The sequence below is a fragment of the Hymenobacter sp. YIM 151500-1 genome (assembly GCF_025979885.1).
Taxonomy (GTDB): domain Bacteria; phylum Bacteroidota; class Bacteroidia; order Cytophagales; family Hymenobacteraceae; genus Hymenobacter.
In genome coordinates, this window is the sequence record NZ_CP110139.1 from 1,602,781 (window position 1) to 1,621,603 (window position 18,823).

Consider the following 18,823-nt stretch of genomic DNA (forward strand, 5'->3'; position numbering starts at 1 on the left):
AGCTACCGACCAGCCATATGGAAATTCAGAAATTCGAGAATGGCAGCTACATCATTGCTGACCGCCTCAGCATCGGGCGCAACTTCCGCATTGGGCCTAACACCAGCATCCGCGCTGCCGAGTGCATCATCGGCGACGATGTGACGTTGGGCTCCCACAACACCTTTCTGATTGGGCAACGGCTGGAAATCGGCGACCTGACTGTCTTCGGCCACCACAACAGCCTGACGGCCCGCACGGTGCACGTGGGTGAGTATGTGTATTGGGACTCAAACGTAGTGGTGGGCCACGGGGGGAAGTTCAGCGAGGATGCCCACCTGCGAGTTGGCTCCTATTCTATGATTTGTGCCCGCATCACGCTCAACGTCAACCACGCTATCAGCATTGGTGAGTACGTGGGCATTGGCGAGGATGTAGCCGTGTGGACCCACGGCTCCTATCTGCCTATCCTGGAGGGATTTCCGGCTGATTTCGGCCCGGTGCATATCGGCAACAAAGTATGGCTGCCGGCCAAGTCGACGGTACTGCCCAACCGCCGCATCGGCAACAACGTGGTCATTGGCACCAATTCTCTGATCAATAAAGACTTACCTGATGGCTGCCTGGCCGGCGGCATTCCCGTACGCATCTTAAAAGAAAACCTCTACCCCAGCCACGATGCCGCCCGCAACGAGGAACTGGTGCGCCGCATTCTGGCCGACTATGAGAAGCTGGCCGCTTACAAAGAACTGGCCGTACGGGTGTCGTACGAGCCTTCCACCCAGCGCATTCAGTGCAATGCGGTGGTATTCGACCTCAGCACCATGCAAGCCAGCGGCACCTTTTCGGCTGTGGAAGAGGACTTTCGGGATTTTCTGCGCCGCCGGGGTATTAAGTTTTATACCGGGCAGCCGTTTACCTCGGTGCTTCCCCCGGAGTACCAGCGCCTGCTGGCCGTAAATCCTGACGCGGATGGAGCTGCATAACAAACGTATTCTGGTGGTAGTAGCCCACCCCGACGACGAGCTGCTGGGCTTGGGCGCCACCATTCACCGCCTGGTACATCGGCAGGGCTGCACGGCGCGGGCCGTTATTCTGGGTGAAGGCCTGACCTCCCGCGCCGCCGTGCGTGAGCCAGCGCAATGGGCCGCCGAGCTGGCCGTGCACCGCGCCAACATTGCCCGGGCCGCCGAGGCCATCGGCTATGCTTCCACCGGCATCTACGATTTCGCCGACAACCGCTTCGACTCCGTGGATTTGCTGGACCTGGTGAAAGTGGTGGAGCAGGAAAAGGAGGCCTTTCAGCCTGATGTCATCTTCACCCACCACGGCGGCGACACCAACATCGACCACCGCCGCACCTTCGAGGCTGTTATTACCGGCACCCGCCCCGTACCTGGGGAGCCCATGCGGACTATTATAGCTTGCGAAACACCTTCGAGCACCGAGTGGCAGGCGGCCAATTACCCCAATCCCTTCCTACCTAACTTTTTCCTGGCCGTGGATGAAGAGGATGTGGCGGCGAAAATTGCCGGCATGGAAGCCTATGAGTTTGAGAAGCGCCCCTACCCTCACCCCCGCTCTCCAGAAGCTTTGCGCATCCAAGCTCAGCGCTGGGGCGTGGTGATTGGGCAGCCCTTGGCGGAAGCGTTTATGCTGATTCGCCACATTGGCTAGAAGTCAATTAAAAATTGAGAATTGAAAGTGGGTACAAGCGTCGGCCTTTCCATTGTGGCAAAAACACCAGAGGCAGCTGCCCGTGGCCTAATTTTTAATTCTTAATTCTCAATTTTTAATTCTTGAAGCAAGCTGCCCGCCTCCGCGACATCCTGTACGTTCGTTTCACGGATCATTTTGCGTCGTTTCCGCCCCATACTTTGGAGCCTATTTCGCCGGCTAGCCCGTGGAAGCGGCTGCTGAAGGTGGCGGGCTACGCGGCCCTGCGGCTGGTAGGCAACGCATTCAGGCCCATCCGCAACCCGGAGAAGTTGCGCGGTAAGGTATGGCTGTACGTAGTGAGCCAGAACAACTACGATTCGCTGCGCTTCATCCGGGAGGCGCGGCCCGACAGCGTGCTGGTGGCGGGGCAGAGCAAGCAGATTGGGCGCTACAACCGGCAGGTGAACCGCTTGTCGCTGCGGCGGAAGCTGCTGTACTACGGGCAGCTGCCGCGGGTGTACCGGGAGCTGCGGCGCACGGAGGGCAGGCGGGCCTGGCGGTTTTTCGACCTCATTTTCAACGCCATTGGCTACTACGAGGTGTACTGCCGGGCCCTGCGCCACTACCAGCCGCGGGCCGTGGTGTATGCCAACGACCACAACGACGACGCCCGGGCCCTGCTGCTGGCCTGCCAGACCGTAGGCATCCCTACGGCTTACGTGCAGCACGCCAGCGTAAGCACCAACTTCCCACCCCTGAGCTTCGACTTGAGCCTGCTAGAAGGCCAGGATGCCCTCGACAAATACCGGCAGTGCGGCCCCATACGCGGGCGGGTAGAGCTGGTGGGTATGCCCCGCGCCGACGCCTTTCTTAGCCGGCGCAACACCGAGCCGCGCGTGCGCCGCGTGGCCCTGGCCTGCAACACCCTGGACGACACCGAGGCTATTACGGCCGCCGTGGACCACCTGCTGACCGAGCTGCCGGGCCTCACCTTTACCTTCCGCCCCCACCCCGGCGACCAGCGCGACTTTCGGTTTCTGGCTCGGCGCCACCCGGCGTTGCACTTCTCCGATGCGCGCCAGGAAAGTGTATTTGAGTTTGTACAGCGCCACGACGCCATGGTAGCAGCCGATACCAGCACCCACCTGGAAGCTACTCTGCTCAACCTGGCCAGCATCTACTACCGGTTCGGGTCGCACGGCGTGGCCGACGACTACTACGGCTACGTGGCGCATGGCCTGGTGGAGCGGGCGTCTTCGTTGCCGGAGCTGGCGGAGCTGCTGCGGGGCTACCAGCAGCACAAACCGGCGGACCTGTATCAGCGGGCAGCGTACTACAACGCCACGCTGGGCACGCCGGAGGAAGGGCGCAGCCAGGAGCGGGCAGTGCGGCTGCTGAATGAGTGGCTCGACCTGTGGCCTGCGGTTTAGCTTGGGCTGTTTTATTTCTCGCAGAGGTGCGCTGAGGGTTTCGCTGAGGTACGCAGAGGCTGTTCTTTCCCGGCCCAAGCTAAACCGCAGGCCACAGTTGATGTACCTTGCGCTATGCTGCCACTGTTTCCATCTATTGCCCCCATATCCGCCGAAACTCGCTTGGCGTACGTGCTGCGGCATTTTCGGCTGGCGTATGAAAGCGTACCGGACATCCATGTTGGGTATGCCGATATGCAGCCTCAGATAGAAGTTCAAGCTGCGGCCGGTAGCTTCTTCGCCGAAGCCAACCCCTATCCGGCCGAACCTACCTGGCGGGAGTGGGCCGGCCGCTCCGTGCCGTTTTTCTTTGGCCCTAGCCCGGAGCTGCCCCTGCTGGAGCTGCTACCCGGCGGGCGGGTCCGGATTCAAGCCGACATCATTTCCGCTGCATTTTATTTGCTCAGCGGGTGGCAGGAGTTTTTCAGTGCGGAGCGCGACCCGCACGGGCGCTTTCCCTACGCGGCCAGCGTGCAGCACCGCTACGGGTTTGTGGCGGTGCCCGTGGTGAACTACTACTTCGACGTGCTGCGCGCAGCCGTGGAGCACGCCACCGGCCGGCCGCTACAGCCGCGCCGCTGGGTCGGTGAGGCCGCCTGGGCCGCCTTCATCACCCACGACATCGACAACCTGTACAGCGCCTGGAAAGCCCCCGCCAAAGCCGCCCTGCACCGCCGCGACTGGCCGGGCCTGGCGAAGCAGCTGTGGCAGCGCCTCACCCAGCCCGATGCCTGGGACAACCTGACTCTGGTGCAACAAACGGTGGCTGAGTTCGGGGCCAAAAGCACGTTCTTCTTCCTGCCGGAGCACCGCAAAGCCCCCAACGGCACACCTAATGCCGACTATCGAATTCAGCAGCTGCAAACAGCTTTGCAAGCGGTAGCCGCGGCCGGTGCGGAAATCGGCCTCCACGCTAGCTACCAAGCTGGTACCAATCCTCAGCCGCAAGACCTGCACGCAGAAGCCGCGCGGGTAGCCGACGGCGCAGCAGGATTAGGCCTGCGGTTCCATTATCTGCGCTGGGAGCCGCGCACCACGCCGGGCGCCGTAGCCCAAGCCGGTTTCGCCTACGACACTACCTTGGGCTTTGCCGAGCACTACGGCTTCCGCAACTCGTACTGCCTGCCGTTTCATCCGTTTGATTTTCAGAATGGAGAGGCCTGCCGATTCCTTGAAATTCCGCTCAACGTGATGGACGCCACTCTGCACCATCCGCGCTACCTGCAACTAGCCCCGGATGAAATCATGCCCTCCCTGACGCCCATGCTCCAGGAAATCGAGCGGTTCGGAGGCGTGTGCACCGTACTCTGGCACAACGAGAACTTCGACCCGGCCAACACCCGCAACGGCCCCCGTGAGTTCCGCGCCCTCATGCACTACCTTCGCAGCCGCCACGCGGCCTTCGTCAACGGCTCGGATATTTGTGTGTGGATGTCCTAAAACTGTCATTCCGAGCGGAGCGAGGAATCTGGAATAATCACTAGAAGGTAAGCCTAGATTCCTCGCTCCGCTCGGAATGACAGACAAGGCATTCACTCATTCACTCATTCACTCATTCACCTTTTGGGTATCGTTCAGCGGCAGGGGCTGCGCAACACGGTTATTTCGTATGTGGGGCTGGGGCTGGGGTTTGTGAGCACGGCCCTGGTCTTGCCCCGCATTCTGACGCCGCAGCAGCTGGGTCTCACGGGCACGCTGTCGTCCATTGCCACGCTGTTTGCGCAGGTGGCGGCGTTTGGGTTTGCCAGCGTCGGCATTCGGTTCTTTCCCTACTTCCGCAGCCGGGAGGCTGGGCATCATGGCTTCCTGCCCTTCCTGCTGGCCGTGCCCCTGCTGGGCTTCGTGGTGGTAGCCGCCCTGTACTTTCTGGGTGAGCCCCTGGTTCTCAGCTTGTATGAAACCGATGCGGCGCTGCTGGGTTCGTTCTACACCTGGGGGGCCGTGCTGGCCTTGTTCACGCTGCTGTATTCCTTGCAGGATGCCTACCTGAAAGCCCTGTTTCACACGGCGTTTTCCTCGTTTGTGCAGGACATCCTGCTGCGGGTGCTCATCGTGAGCGGGGCCCTGCTGCTGGCGGGCGGCTACCTGTCGTTTCGGGGGTACGTGCTGTGGTTTGTGGGGGCCAACGGGCTGCTGCTGCTGCTGCTTACGGGCTATGTGGCGGCCATCGGGGAGCTGCACCTGCGGCCCACGCGGCAAGTGCTGGCCGTGCGGCCCGTGCGGGAGCTGCTGAGCGTGGGCGCTTTTACCCTGCTCAGCTCCCTGTCAGGCACCATCATCATGTACATCGACATGCTTATGGTGGGGGCGCAGGTAAATCTGGCGGCGGCCGGCATTTATCAGGTGGCATTTTATATCAGCACGGCGCTGGCTATTCCGGCCCGCTCCCTCAACAAGATTGCCTTTCCGCTGCTGGCCGACTACTGGAAGCAGCAGGACCTGCCCCGCATGGCCGACTTCTACCGCCGCACTACCCGCCTGAACACGCTGGTGGGCTGCCTGCTGGCCCTGGGCATCGGCCTCAATCTGGACTTTATCTACTCGCTCATGCGGGCCGACTACGCCCAGGGCACCACTGTGGTCCTGCTCCTGCTCGGCAGCCGCCTCTTCGACAGCATCACCGGCGTCAACGGCCTCATCGTCGTCACCTCGCCCCGCTACCGCTTCGACCTGATTTTCAATACCTGCCTGGCCGTGCTGACCGTGGTGCTCAACGCCGTGCTGATTCCGCGCCTGGGCCTGATGGGTGCGGCTGTGGCGGCCGTGGCAGCCCAGGTCAGCATCAACCTGGCCCGCACCTGGTTTGTGTGGCACAGCTACCGCATGCAGCCCTTCACTTGGCGCATTCCGCTCATCCTGCTGATTGCCGCCACCGCGGGCTTCCTGGCGTGGTTGGTACCGGCCCAGGCCTCGCCCCTGCTCACCATGCTGCTGCGCTCCACGGTGCTGACGGCCGTGTACGCCGGGCTGGTGCTAGCCACCAACGCCGCCCCCGAAGCCACAGCCCTGTTGCGGCAGCTATGGGCGCGCGTGTGCCGCTAAAGACGCAGCGGGCAGAGCAAAAATCCGCCACAAACAAAGTATGCGCGTTTTGGCTTTTAGGCGCCTAGTATCTAGCATTTCACTGATTTACAGCGGTGTATCATCTTTAACACAACTTACTGCCAGTAACTATTCATTTAAAAATTTGGAAGTATAAAATTCTGGCTGCTACCTTTAGGGCACCAATTCTTTACCCCACTGAAGGATTGTTTTTATACAGAGGCGTGGAGAGACAGGCTCGACGAAACGCCGGCAACCAGCGGAAGCTCTGCAACGGTGCCAAGTCCTGACCATATAAAAACAACAACGCCGTGAAACCCTTTCACACCACCGCTGCTCCCGCATTCGTCACCTCCCCCGCCGTACAGCATGGGTGTTGTGGTATGCTGTGCATGGCGTGTTGTTGTTAGGGCCCCCGCTTTCCTTCTTTTTTGCTGGTAGTGTGCTGATACTAAGCCTGCTGGTGCGCGTAGCTGCGTAGCCCGGCCGTTCACACTCCCGCGCCTTTCGCCCCTGCTGTTTCTGTTGTAGCCGCGCTGTGCGCGGCCCCAGCCGATTTCAGCTTTCGGGGGCCATGTCTGGCCGGAACTCGCCCCTGGTGGCGCCTTCCACTCCCCCTTTGTTTATGTCCGCAGTAGCAGAAGCTACGCCGGCCGTCCATGCCTTGCTGGACGAGCTGCGTCCCCGCCTCACGCAGGCGTCGGCTCTGGACCGCCTGCGCCTCGTGGCCGAGCGGTATCCGGGGCAGGCGGTGTTTTCCACTTCCTTCGGGCTGGAAGACCAGATACTCAGCCACCTGATTTTCGCCCACGACCTGCCCATCGAGGTATTCACCCTCGACACGGGCCGTAATTTTCAGGAAACCTACGCCACCTGGAATAAGACGCTGCTCAAGTACGGCAAGTCCATTCAGGTGTACTTCCCGCAGCAAGAGGCCGTGGAAAGCCTGCTGCTCAGCAAAGGCCCCAATTCCTTTTACAACAGCGTGGAAAACCGCAAGGAGTGCTGCCACATCCGCAAGGTGGAACCACTGAACCGAGCCCTGGCGGGCCGCCCGGCCTGGGTAACCGGCATTCGGGCCGAACAGTCGCAGAACCGGCAGACCATGGAGCCGGTGGAGTGGGACGCGGCGCATAACCTCATTAAGATTCATCCGCTGTTCGACTGGACCTGGGAGCAGGCCCTGGCTTTCGTGCAGGAGCATGGCGTGCCCGTCAATCCGCTGCACCAGCAGGGTTTTGTGAGCATAGGGTGTGCGCCCTGCACCCGTGCCATCCGGCCGGGCGAGGACTTCCGGGCCGGGCGCTGGTGGTGGGAAGACCTGTCGGCCAAGGAATGCGGCCTGCACGCCACGCACAACGGCCCCGACCCGGTGGTGGAGCCGGTGCCTGCTTCCGGTTGAAAGCCGCAGCATGCAGAACGTCATGCTGAGCGCAGCCGGAGGCGAAGTCGAAGCATCTCTCCCGCTTCGTTGAACAAGCGTCAGGAGTTAGCCAGAGGTAGAGATGCTTCGACAAGCTCAGCATGACGGTTACCACTAAACAGTATTTCTCCGGCCTGGCCGGGCTTTTTTCAGCCAGAAACTCCTGGCGCCGAACAAGCTAAAGCGTGTTCTACATGACTCAATTTGATTATCTCGACCGGCTTGAAGCCGAAGCCATTCACATTCTGCGCGAAGTAGCCGGGCAGTTTGAGCGGCCTGCCCTGCTGTTTTCGGGCGGCAAAGACTCTATTGTGCTCACCCGCCTGGCCGAAAAGGCCTTCCGGCCCGGCCGCTTTCCGTTTCCGCTGGTGCACGTGGATACCGGCCACAACTTCCCCGAGGTGCTGGCTTACCGCGACGAGCTGGCCGCCCGCCTGGGCGAGTGGCTGATTGTGCGCCGCGTCGAGGACACCATCCGGCGCCAGCGCCTGCGCGAGCCGGGCGGCAAGTACCCCAGTCGCAACCCCTTGCAGACCTACACCCTGCTCGAAACCATCGAGGAGTTTGAGTTTGACGCCTGCATCGGCGGGGCCCGCCGCGACGAGGAAAAGGCCCGCGCCAAGGAGCGCATCTTCTCCGTGCGCGACGAGTTTGGGCAGTGGGACCCCAAGCGCCAGCGCCCCGAGCTGTGGAACATCTACAACGGCCGCATTCAGAAGGGCGAAAACGTGCGCGTATTCCCCATCTCGAACTGGACCGAGCTGGACGTGTGGCGCTACATCCAGCGCGAAAACATTGCCTTGCCTGACATCTACTTCGGCCACGAGCGGCGCTGCGTGGTGCTGCCCTCGGGCCAGCTGCTGGGCCTCACCGAGCACCTGCGCCTCGACGAGGACGACGAAATTGTGACCCGGCAGGTGCGCTTCCGCACCGTGGGCGACTCTACCTGCACGGCCGCCGTGGAAAGCTCGGCCGCCACCGTCGAAGACATCATCCAGGACCTGCTGCTGGCCAAGGTAAGTGAGCGGGGCGCCACCCGCCTCGACGACACCATCTCCGAAGCCGGCATGGAAGACCGGAAGCGCAACGGGTATTTCTGATTTAGAAGTGAGATATGAGAGGTGAGAAGTGAGAGTTTTTGGCTTGCCCTTTCCTCATCAGTATTCCTAACTACACCCTCATATTCTTCACCGTCCATCTCACTTTTCACCTCTACCTTCTCACCTCTCCGAAATGGACTTACTTCGATTTATCACTTGCGGCAGCGTGGACGACGGCAAAAGCACGCTGATTGGGCGGCTGCTGTACGATTCTGAGTCGGTGTCGCTGGACGTGCTGGCGGCCCTGGAGAAGCGGCAGGCGTCGGGCGGCACCGTGGATCTGGCCTTGCTGACCGATGGGCTGCGGGCCGAGCGGGAGCAGGGCATTACTATCGACGTGGCTTACAAGTACTTCACCACGCCGCGCCGCAAGTTCATCATCACCGACGCGCCCGGCCACGTGCAGTACACCCGCAACATGGTGACGGGCGCCAGCAACGCCGACCTGGCCATTGTGCTGGTGGATGCCCGCCAGGGCGTAGTTGAGCAAACTCGCCGCCATACCCTGATTGCCGCTCTGCTGGGCATTCGGCACTTCGTGCTGGCCGTGAACAAGATGGACCTGGTAGGCTACGACGAGGCCGTTTTCGCCCGCATTGCCACCGACTACGCCGCCCTCACCACCCACTTCCACCTGCCCGCCGCCACGGCCATTCCGCTCAGCGCCTTGCTCGGCGACAACGTGGTGAAGAAGTCGGCCCAGCTGCCCTGGTACACCGGCCCCAGCCTGCTGGAGCACCTGGAACGCGTGCCCGGCGCCTCCGAAACGGCCGCCGCTTCCCGCTTTCAGGTGCAGTACGTCATCCGGCCCCAGACTGCCGAGCTGCCCGACTACCGCGGCTACGCCGGCCAGGTGCTGAGCGGGCAGTACCGCCGCGGCCAGCGCGTGCGGGTGCTGCCCTCGGGCCTGGAGTCGGAGATTGAAGCCTTGGAAGTAAACCAGCAGGAAGTAGAAACGGCCGTGGCCCCGCAGGCCGTGGTCATCCGGCTGCGCGACGATGTGGACGTGAGCCGCGGCGACTCGCTGGTGCCCGTCAGCAGCGAGGAGGAGCCGACCCTCACGCGGGAGCTGGAAGCTACGCTGTGCTGGATGAGTGAGCAGCCCCTGTGGCCCGGCCGGAAGCTGCTGCTCCAGCACCACGCCGCCCTGGTGAAGGCCGCCGTGCCGGCCATTCTCTACAAGGTGAACGTGCAGACCTTCAACCGCGCCGCCGCCGACTCGGCCCAGCTCAACGACATTGTGCGGGTGCGCCTGAAAACCGCCCAGCCCCTGGCCGTGGACCTCTACCAGCACAACCGCGCCACCGGCTCCTTTATCCTGGTAGACGAGCTGAGCGGCGACACCGTAGCCGCCGGCCTCGTCGAAGCCGCTAACTCGGAGTACTTCACTACTCCGGTTCAGCCGCCGGTGGTGTTTTCAATTTAGAATGTCGTGAAGAACGTCATGCTGAGCTTGCCGAAGCATCTCTCCCGCTTCGTTGCGGATACCTGCTTTGAAGCTAACGATTGAGTTAGCCCCCGGTGGAGATGCTTCGACTGCGCCTCCGGCTGCGCTCAGCATGACCCCTCTTTTTCACTCACCACCTCACTACTCACCACTTCACCATCTCACCACTTCACCATCTCACCACCATGACCACTCCCCGCCTTACCGTTCTTGGCGCTGGTCCCGGCGACCCGGAGCTGCTCACGCTCAAGGGGGCGCGGGTGCTGGCGGAGGCCGACGTGGTGCTCTACGACGCCCTGGCCAACCGCACCCTGCTCGACCACGCCCGCCCCACGGCCCTGCTGGTGCCGGTGGGTAAGCGGCGCGGCATGCGCAGCCACGGGCAGGACGAAATCAACGCCCTCATCGTGGACTATGCCCGCCGCTACGGCCATGTGGTGCGCCTGAAGGGCGGCGACCCGTTCGTGTTCGGGCGGGGCCGCGAGGAAATGCTCTACGCCGAAGCTCACGGCCTGCTGACCGACTACGTGCCGGGCATCAGCAGCGCGGTAGCCGCCGCGGGCAGCGCGGGTATTCCGGTTACGCACCGGGGCTTGAGCGAAGGCTTTCGGGTGATTACGGCCACCACGGCTAGCGGGGAGCTGTCGGGCAGCATCGGAGAGGCGGCCCGCGACACGCGCGGTACCACCGTCATCCTGATGGGCTTGGGGGAGCTGCCGCGCATTGTGGCCGAGTTCTGCCGCCACGGCCACGCCGCCACGCCCGCCGCCATCATCCAGAACGGCACCCTGCCCCAGGCCCGCCTGGTGACGGGCTCGGTAGCCGAGTTGCCAGCTCGTGCCGCCGCCGCGGGTATTGAAGCCCCGGCCATCATCATTATCGGCGAAGTGGTGCGGCTGGCTACCCCGGAGAAGCTGGCCGAACTGCCGGCCCTGTACGCGGAGGTGGCGTGAAGCCAGAACCGTCAGCCATCAACCAGCGCCAACCCTACGACTAGCCCTAGAACCAGTCCTGCCCCCTTTCCCACTGCCAGAAACCTCCATCCCATGTCTATTCTTTCACCTTCTCCCACTCTGCCTGTCGGGTTTGATGACGAGTCGTTGCAGCGGCTCACGTCGGGCCTGACGGACCAGCAGCTCATCTGGCTAAGCGGCTACTTGTACGGCCGGGCAGCGGCGCCGGGCCCGGCGCCGCTGCCCGGCGTCGCTGCCCCGGCTGCGGCGGCCGATTCAGCGGGCCGGCTGACCATCCTATTCGGCTCGCAGACCGGCAACAGCAAGAAGGCGGCGGGCCTGGTGGCCGAGGCGGCCCGCCAGCGCGGCCTTACGCCCACGGTGCGCGACATGAACGACTACCCGACCAAGGAGCTGCAACACGAGCGGCAGCTGCTCATCATAGTCAGCACCCAGGGGGAGGGCGACCCGCCGATGGCGGCCGAGGAGCTGCACCAGTTTCTGCTCAGCAAGCGCGCCCCCAAGCTGCCGGAGCTGCGCTACGCCGTGCTGGCCCTCGGCGACAAAAGCTACCTGCAATTCTGCCAGACCGGCTTCGAGTTCGACCAACGCCTGGCCGAGTTGGGTGCCCAGCGCCTGGCTGAGCGGGTAGATTGCGACGTGAGCTTTGAAAACGAAGCCCGGCAGTGGGCCGCTCAGGTGCTGGGCCAGCTCACGCCCGCCACTCCTGTCCGCCCCGACGTGGCCGTGCGGGCCGAGGCGCCGGCTGCCCCCGCGGCCGTAGCCGAGCCGGTGGAGTATTCTCATGAGCGGCCATTTGAAGCGGAGCTGCTGGAAAAGATTCAACTGAACGGCCGGGGCTCCGACAAGGAAACTTACCACCTGGAATTTTCGCTGGCCGGCTCCGGCATCCGCTACGAAGCCGGCGACGCCCTGCTGGTGCAGCCCATCAATCACCAGCCGCTGGTGCAGGAAGTGCTCCAAGCCGTCCGGCTGCCGGCTGATGCGCCTGTGCAGCTGGGCGGCGCCGAGCTGGACCTGGGCACGGCCCTGACGGAGCGGCTGGAGCTGTCGGTGCTGACGCGCGACGTGCTGGAGCGGTACGCCGCCGTGGCCCCGCAGCACCCGCAGCTGCGCGAGGTGCTGGACCTGAAAGCCCAGCTGCCCGCCTACCTCTACGGCCGCGACGTGGCCGACCTGCTCCGGGAGTTTCCGCTGGAGCTGTCGGGGCAGCAGTTGGCGGCGGTGCTGCGGCCCCTGCCGGCGCGGGCCTACTCCATTGCCTCTTCCCTGCTGGCCCACCCCGACGAGGTGCACCTCACGGTGGGCAAGGTGCGCTACCAGGCCCACGGCCGCCACAAGCAGGGCGCCTGCTCGGGCCACCTGGCCGACCAGCTGGCCCCCGGCGACTTGGCCAGGGTGTGGGTAGACCGCAACGAGTACTTCAAGCTGCCCCAGGACCCCGGCACCGGCATCATCATGGTGGGCGCGGGCACGGGGGTGGCACCGTTCCGGGCGTTTGTGGAGGAGCGGGTCGAGACGGGCGCCACGGGCCAGAACTGGCTGGTGTTCGGCAACCCCCACTTCACTACCGACTTCCTGTACCAGCTGGAGTGGCAGCAGCACCTCAAGCGCGGCGCCCTCTCGCGCCTCGATGTAGCCTTCTCCCGCGACCAGGCCGAGAAAATCTACATCCAGCACCGCCTGCTGGAGCAAAGCCGGCGCGTATTCGACCAGTTAGAAAACGGGGCCCACTTCTACGTGTGCGGCGACAAGAACCGCATGGCCGCCGACGTGCAGCAGGCTCTGCTGCGCATCATCGCCCAGGAAAGCGGCCAGGGTGACGACTACGCCGCGGAGTACCTGCGGCAGCTTCGGAAGTCGCGGCGGTACCTGGAGGATGTGTATTGATTTTTTAGAAGTGAGAGGTGAGACATGAGAAGTGATACTTTTCATAGCACCCTGAATGTCAGCCTCATCGAGCGTCCTCGCAGCCGAAGCGGGATACCCTACGACCCACACCCAGATTCCTCGCTTCGCTCGGAATGACAATCACCCCTTCACCAGCCATGACCACCGCCTTTTCACAACGATGTTGTAGCTGCCGCTGATAGCGGCGGCTGCGCCCGAAGCGCGGCGGTACGGGCCCTGCCTGCTCTGCCCGTGCCATCCTGCTACTACACCAACTACCTCCTAAAAAACAGCTTATTACATCATGAAGCAGCTATCCGCTTCCCTGCTAATACCGGCGCTGGTAGTGGCCAGTGCCTCATCCTTGCACGCCCAGGATGCTTTGCTTTCCATCAGTGGCACAGTCCGCGAGAAGGGTACCCAGCAGGTCCTGCCCGGCGTCAGCGTGTCGGTGAAGGGCAGCACGGCGGGCACGCTCAGCGACGAAAACGGGCAGTTTGCCTTGAAAGCCAAGCTACGGTTTCCGTTTACGCTCGTCTTCAACATCCTCGGCTACGAGGCGCGGGAGCTGGAAATTGCCAGCGGCAGCCAGCCCATTGCCGTGCAGCTGGAGTCGAAGGCCATTGCCGTGAACGAGGTGGTGGTGTCGGCCTCGCGGGTGGAGGAAAGCCGGCTGACCTCGCCGGTAGCCATTGAAAAGCTCGACATCCGGGCCATCAAGGAAACGCCGGCGCCCAGCTTCTACGACGCCCTCGAAAACGTGAAGGGCGTGCAGATGACCACCAGCTCGCTCACCTTCAAGGTGCCCAACAGCCGGGGCTTCAACATCCCGAACAACTTCCGCTTTATGCAGCTCGTGGATGGCGTGGACATGCAGGCGGCTACCCTGGGCGTGCCCCTGGGCAACGCCATCGGGCCTACGGAGCTGGACATTGCCAGCGTGGAAATCACGCCCGGCGCGGCCTCGGCCCTCTACGGCATGAACGCCATCAACGGCATGGCCAACCTTAGCACCAAAAGCCCCTTCACCTACCAGGGCCTGAGCGTGTACCAGAAGCTGGGCGTGAACCACGTGGACGGGCGCGACCGGGACCCCAGCCTGCTCACGGAGTCGGCGGTGCGCTGGGCCCAGGCCCTGGGCAAGGCCGGCCGGTGGGCCTACAAGGTGAACCTGAGCTACCTGCGCGGCACCGACTGGCTGGCCGACACCCAAACCGACCAGAACCCGCAAAACTTGCCCTCGGCCAACCCCCGCTTTCCGGAGCTGAGCGGGGCCAGCAACCCCGCCGCCGACCTCTGGAACCGCTACGGCGACGACAACGCCGGCAACGTGGCCATTACCATTCCCTACAACGGCCGCACCGAAACCTTTAACGTGCGCCGCACCGGCTACTACGAGCGGGACCTGGCCAACCCCACCGTGCGCAACATCAAAGCCGACGCCAGCCTGCACTACAAGCTCACCGACAAGCTAGAGCTGGCCTACGGCTACCGGTTTGGGCTGATGGACGGGGTGTTTCAGCGCGGCAACAAGATTCAGCTGGATGGCGTGACGGTGAGCAGCCACAAGCTGGAGCTGCGTGGCCAGGACTTCACGGCCCGCGCCTACCTGCTGCTGGAAAACACCGGCGACTCCTACAACCTCAACCCCCTGGCCCTCAACCTGGACCTGCAAAACGGCTCCAACGCCGCCTGGGGCTCCCGGTTCCGCACGGCTCTGCAAGGCCAGCTGGGCGCTGGGGCCAGCCTGCCCGACGCCATGCGCCAGGCCCGCACCGCCGCCGACCAGGGCCGGGCCGTGCCGGGCACGCCGGAGTTTGCGGCTCTCAAACAGCAGATTATCAAAACCAACAATTGGGACAGCGGCGTGAACGTGCCGGGCGCGCCCGTGCCCGGCGGGGCGGCCCTCATCCAGCGCAGCCGCACCTACCACACCGACTTTCTGTGGAACCTGGGCCCGCGGGTGCGCTTTGCCGACGTGGTGGTGGGCGCCGATGCTCGCCTGTACGAAGTCATTCCCGACGGCAACAACTTCGTGGACTTCAGCCGGCCCCTAAGCGAACGGACCACGCCCGGCGGCCGCAACCAGTACTACCAGAAAATCGGGGGCTTCGGGCAGCTCACCCGGCGCCTGCTCCAGGACCGCCTGAAGCTGACGGCCTCCCTGCGCCTGGACTACAACCCCGAGTTCAGCCCCAAGCTGAACCCGCGCGTGGCGGCCGTGTACACGGTGGCGGCCCACCATCACCTGCGCGCCTCTTACCAGAACGGCTGGCGCTTCCCCTCGTTGTTTGAGGCCTTGTCGTTTGTGAACAACGGCAACGTGCGCCGGGTGGGCGGCCTGGCCCGCGTAAACCGGGGCCTCAACTACCTCGACAACTCTTACACCCTGGCGTCGATTTCGACTTTTAACGCGGCCGTGAATGCCTACGTGGCCGCCAACGCTGGCACCACGGCCCAGCAGGCCGCGTTGCGCCCCGAAATCCGGGAGCGGCTGCAAGTGGCCAACCTGACTACCCAGGAGCCCGAGCAAATCAACGCCTACGAGGTGGGCTACCGCAGCGTGCTGCTCGACAACCGCCTGTCCATCGACGCCGACGCCTACTACAACATCTACTCCGGCTTTCTGGGGCAGGTGGAGGTGAGCGTGCCCAAAAACGCCGCCGGCCAGCAGGTAGGCGTGGGCTCCGACGAGGCCGTGCTGGCGGCCCTGGCCACCAACCGCGCCACCCGCCAGGACCGGTACCGCGTGTACACCAACGCCCGCAACCGGTACCGCAGCTACGGCTCCACGCTGGGCCTGACCTACAACTTCTACCAGAAATTCACGCTCGGCGGCAACGTCAACTTCAACGACATTTCCGACAACCAGCAGGCCGACATCTTCGTGACCGGCTTCAACACCCCGCGCTGGGTAACCAACCTGAGCTTCGGCAACCGCGAAGTAGTGCCCAACCTGGGCTTCAACGTGGTGTGGCGCTACCAGACCAGCTTCCAGTGGGAAAGCCCCCTGGCCAACGGCCGGGTGCCCGCCTTCCAGACCCTGGATGCCCAGGTGAACCTGCGCGTGCCAGCGCTGAAGTCGACCGTGAAAGTGGGTGGCACCAACCTGCTCAACAACCGCTACTACCAGTACGCGGCCGGCCCCACCATCGGGGGGCTGTACTACGTGGCCCTCACGTTTGACAACACCGTGCTCCGCTAGATGCCTCACCCCAACCCCTCTTCGAGAGAGGGGCTCTAACTCTAGTTTTTAAAGCTTACTAGGGTTTAGAACTAGCTAAAATTTAGAGCTAGAGCCCCTCTCCCCCGGAGAGGGGTTGGGGTGAGGCAACACAACTAAAGCTACCGATGAAACGCTTACTTCCCCTTGTCTCCCTCCTACTGCTGCTGGCCGGGCCTGCCCTGGCCCAGAAACAGTACGTGCGCCAGCAGCAAACCTGGGTGGGCGTGTTCAACCAAACGCGGTTTGCGCCGCGCTGGGGCACCTGGACCGACCTGCACCTGCGCCTGCACGAGCGGTTTGTGCAGGATGTGTTCCAAGGCATAGCGCGGGTGGGCCTCACCTACTACCTCACCGACGACGTGCGCCTGACTGCCGGCTACGCCTACGTGCACCACTTCCCGGAGGGCGCGCGCCGCGTCAGCCAGGCCGAGCACCGGCCCTGGCAGCAGGTGCAGTGGTTTACGAAGTTTCCGCAGGCCCGCCTCATGCAGTGGGTGCGGCTGGAGGAGCGGTTTCGGCGCACCATCCGGGAGCAGCAGCCCACCGACGAGTTTGACTTCAACTACCGCGTCCGCTACAACGCGGCCCTGTTCGTGCCCCTGACCAAGCGGGGCTTCGAACCGGGCGGCCTGCAATTTCTGCTCAACAATGAGGTGATGATGAATTTCGGCCGGGAGATTCGCCTGAACTACTTCGACCAGAACCGGCTGTTTGCGGGCGTGGTGTACCAACTCAACCGGCACGCCCAGCTGCACGGCGGCTACATGCACCTGTTTCAGCAGCTGCCCGCCGGCAGCACCTACCGCAACCAGCACACCATCCGGCTTTTTTACTTCCACAACCTTGACCTGCGGCCCACCCCGCCGCCCGTCCCTTCTCCTTCCGCCCCCTAGTCTCATGGCTGATAATCAGAAACTTTCCGAAGTCGAGCACGTCAAGGACGCCAGCCGCTACCTGCGCGGCACCCTGGCCGAAAGCCTTGAAAACCCCATCACCGGCGCCCTTTACCCCGACGATACCCACCTGATCAAGTTTCACGGCTCCTACCAGCAAACCGACCGGGACCTGGACTCGGAGCGGAAGCGCCAGAAGCTGGAGCCCCTGTACTCGTTTATGATTCGGGTGCGGGTGCCGGGCGGCGTGGCCACGCCCGCGCAGTGGCTGCGCATGGACGAGCTGGCCGACGAGTACGCCAACGGCACGCTCAAGCTCACCACCCGCCAGGCCTTCCAGCTCCACGGCGTGCTCAAGCGTGACCTGCAGCAGACCATCCAGGGCTTCAACGAGGCCCTGCTCGACAGCATTGCCGGCTGCGGCGACGTGAACCGCAACGTGATGCTTAACCCCAACCCCCACCAGAGCCGGGTGCACGCCGAGGCCTACGAGGTGGCCCGCCACATCAGCACCCACCTCACGCCCCGCACTTCGGCCTACTGGGAGCTGTGGCTGAACGGGGAACCCCAGTTCAGCAGCGCCCCCAACGAGGGCGAAGAGGACGCCGAGCCCATCTACGGCAAAACCTACCTGCCGCGCAAGTTTAAGATTGCCCTAGGCATTCCGCCCCACAACGACACCGACATCTTCGCCAACGACATCGGGCTGATTGCCGTGGAGGAAAACGGCCGGCTGGCGGGCTTCAACGTGGCCGTGGGCGGCGGCATGGGCATGACCTTCGGGATGTCCGACACCTACCCGCGCCTGGCCGACATTATCGGCTACGTGCCGGCCGGGCAAGTGGTGGACGTGTGCGAGAAAATCGTGACCATTCAGCGCGACTGGGGCAACCGCGAAAACCGCAAGTTCAGCCGCCTCAAGTACACCCTGGACCGGGTGGGGCTGGACGTGTTCCGCGGGGAGCTGCACCAGCGCCTGGGCTACGCCCTGGAGCCCGCCCGCCCCTACCAGTTTCGCTCCTCCGGCGACGCCTTCGGCTGGGCCATTCAGGCCGATGGCCGGGCCCACCTCACCTTGTTTGTGGAGGGCGGCCGGGTGGCCGACCGACCCGGCTCGGAGCTGAAAACCGCCCTGCGCGAAATTGCCCGCTTCCACCAGGGCGACTTCCGCCTCACCGGCAACCAGAACCTGATTCTGGCCAACATTGCGCCGGAGCACCGGCTGGCGGTGCAGGCCCTGTTGCAGGAACACGGCGTGCCCGTAGAAGCCAACGACGCCCTCACCGGCCTGCGCCGCGGGGCCCTGGCCTGCGTGGCCCTGAACACCTGCACCCTGGCTTTTGCCGAGGCCGAGCGGTATCTTCCGCAGCTTTTGGATAGATTAGATGGCGTGATGCGCCAGCTGGGCCTGAGCCAGGACGACATTCTGCTCCGAATGACGGGCTGCCCCAACGGCTGCGCCCGCCCCTACCTGGGCGAAATCGGGCTGGTAGGCCGGGCCGTGGGCCGCTACAACCTCTACCTCGGCGCCGCTTTCAACGGAGAGCGGCTGAACAAGCTCTACCAGGAAATGCTGGACGAAGACGGCATCGTGGCGGCCCTCACGCCCCTGCTCGCCGACTACGCCCAAGGCCGCCAGCCCCAGGAACGGTTCGGCGACTTTGTAATCCGCCGCGGCTACGTACACGCCACTACGCACGGGCTTGATTTTCACCAGTAAC

Annotated in this window: 13 protein-coding genes and 1 riboswitch; all 13 genes read left to right on the top strand. The window is 63.7% G+C overall.

Translation table 11 applies throughout. The features are described from left to right. The first annotated feature begins 17 nt into the window (after window positions 1-17). Window positions 18-965, top strand: coding sequence for an acyltransferase (locus OIS53_RS06630; protein WP_264681616.1), 948 nt, complete (start codon window positions 18-20; stop codon window positions 963-965). After that, window positions 952-1,656, top strand: a complete 705-nt coding sequence (locus OIS53_RS06635) for a PIG-L deacetylase family protein (protein WP_264681617.1) — start codon at window positions 952-954, stop codon at window positions 1,654-1,656. Before OIS53_RS06630 ends, OIS53_RS06635 begins: the two co-directional genes overlap by 14 nt. A gap of 122 nt (window positions 1,657-1,778) precedes the next feature. Further along, entirely contained in the window at window positions 1,779-3,068 is a 1,290-nt protein-coding gene (locus OIS53_RS06640) for a glycosyltransferase family protein (RefSeq protein WP_264681618.1), read from the top strand. Window positions 3,069-3,182: 114 nt separating this feature from the next. Then, window positions 3,183-4,547 (top strand): DUF7033 domain-containing protein, encoded by a 1,365-nt coding sequence (locus OIS53_RS06645; protein ID WP_264681619.1) that lies wholly within the window; start codon window positions 3,183-3,185, stop codon window positions 4,545-4,547. A gap of 123 nt (window positions 4,548-4,670) precedes the next feature. Continuing rightward, window positions 4,671-6,149 carry a lipopolysaccharide biosynthesis protein gene (locus OIS53_RS06650; protein WP_264681620.1) on the top strand — a complete coding sequence of 493 codons (1,479 nt, stop codon included), beginning with the start codon at window positions 4,671-4,673 and terminating at the stop codon, window positions 6,147-6,149. Between the two features lie 209 nt (window positions 6,150-6,358). Then, window positions 6,359-6,450: riboswitch (SAM riboswitch) on the top strand. 324 nt (window positions 6,451-6,774) lie between these two features. Further along, window positions 6,775-7,551, top strand: coding sequence for a phosphoadenylyl-sulfate reductase (locus OIS53_RS06655; protein WP_264681621.1), 777 nt, complete (start codon window positions 6,775-6,777; stop codon window positions 7,549-7,551). Window positions 7,552-7,766: 215 nt separating this feature from the next. After that, window positions 7,767-8,672, top strand: a complete 906-nt coding sequence (gene cysD, locus OIS53_RS06660) for a sulfate adenylyltransferase subunit CysD (RefSeq protein ID WP_264681622.1) — start codon at window positions 7,767-7,769, stop codon at window positions 8,670-8,672. Window positions 8,673-8,805: 133 nt separating this feature from the next. Beyond that, the gene (locus OIS53_RS06665; RefSeq protein WP_264681623.1) at window positions 8,806-10,098 is read left to right on the top strand and encodes a sulfate adenylyltransferase subunit 1; all 1,293 of its coding nucleotides are present in this window, start codon (window positions 8,806-8,808) and stop codon (window positions 10,096-10,098) included. A 206-nt stretch (window positions 10,099-10,304) separates the two neighbouring features. Then, window positions 10,305-11,072 (top strand): uroporphyrinogen-III C-methyltransferase, encoded by a 768-nt coding sequence (gene cobA / locus OIS53_RS06670; RefSeq protein WP_264681624.1) that lies wholly within the window; start codon window positions 10,305-10,307, stop codon window positions 11,070-11,072. 93 nt (window positions 11,073-11,165) lie between these two features. Next, window positions 11,166-12,983, top strand: a complete 1,818-nt coding sequence (locus OIS53_RS06675; RefSeq protein WP_264681625.1) for an assimilatory sulfite reductase (NADPH) flavoprotein subunit — start codon at window positions 11,166-11,168, stop codon at window positions 12,981-12,983. Between the two features lie 304 nt (window positions 12,984-13,287). Further along, the gene (locus OIS53_RS06680; RefSeq protein ID WP_264681626.1) at window positions 13,288-16,188 is read left to right on the top strand and encodes a TonB-dependent receptor; all 2,901 of its coding nucleotides are present in this window, start codon (window positions 13,288-13,290) and stop codon (window positions 16,186-16,188) included. Between the two features lie 146 nt (window positions 16,189-16,334). Further along, complete coding sequence (locus OIS53_RS06685; RefSeq protein ID WP_264681627.1) at window positions 16,335-17,102, top strand: DUF2490 domain-containing protein; 768 nt, start codon at window positions 16,335-16,337, stop codon at window positions 17,100-17,102. A 4-nt stretch (window positions 17,103-17,106) separates the two neighbouring features. Beyond that, window positions 17,107-18,822, top strand: a complete 1,716-nt coding sequence (locus tag OIS53_RS06690) for an NADPH-dependent assimilatory sulfite reductase hemoprotein subunit (RefSeq protein ID WP_264681628.1) — start codon at window positions 17,107-17,109, stop codon at window positions 18,820-18,822. Window position 18,823: the final 1 nt, after the last annotated feature.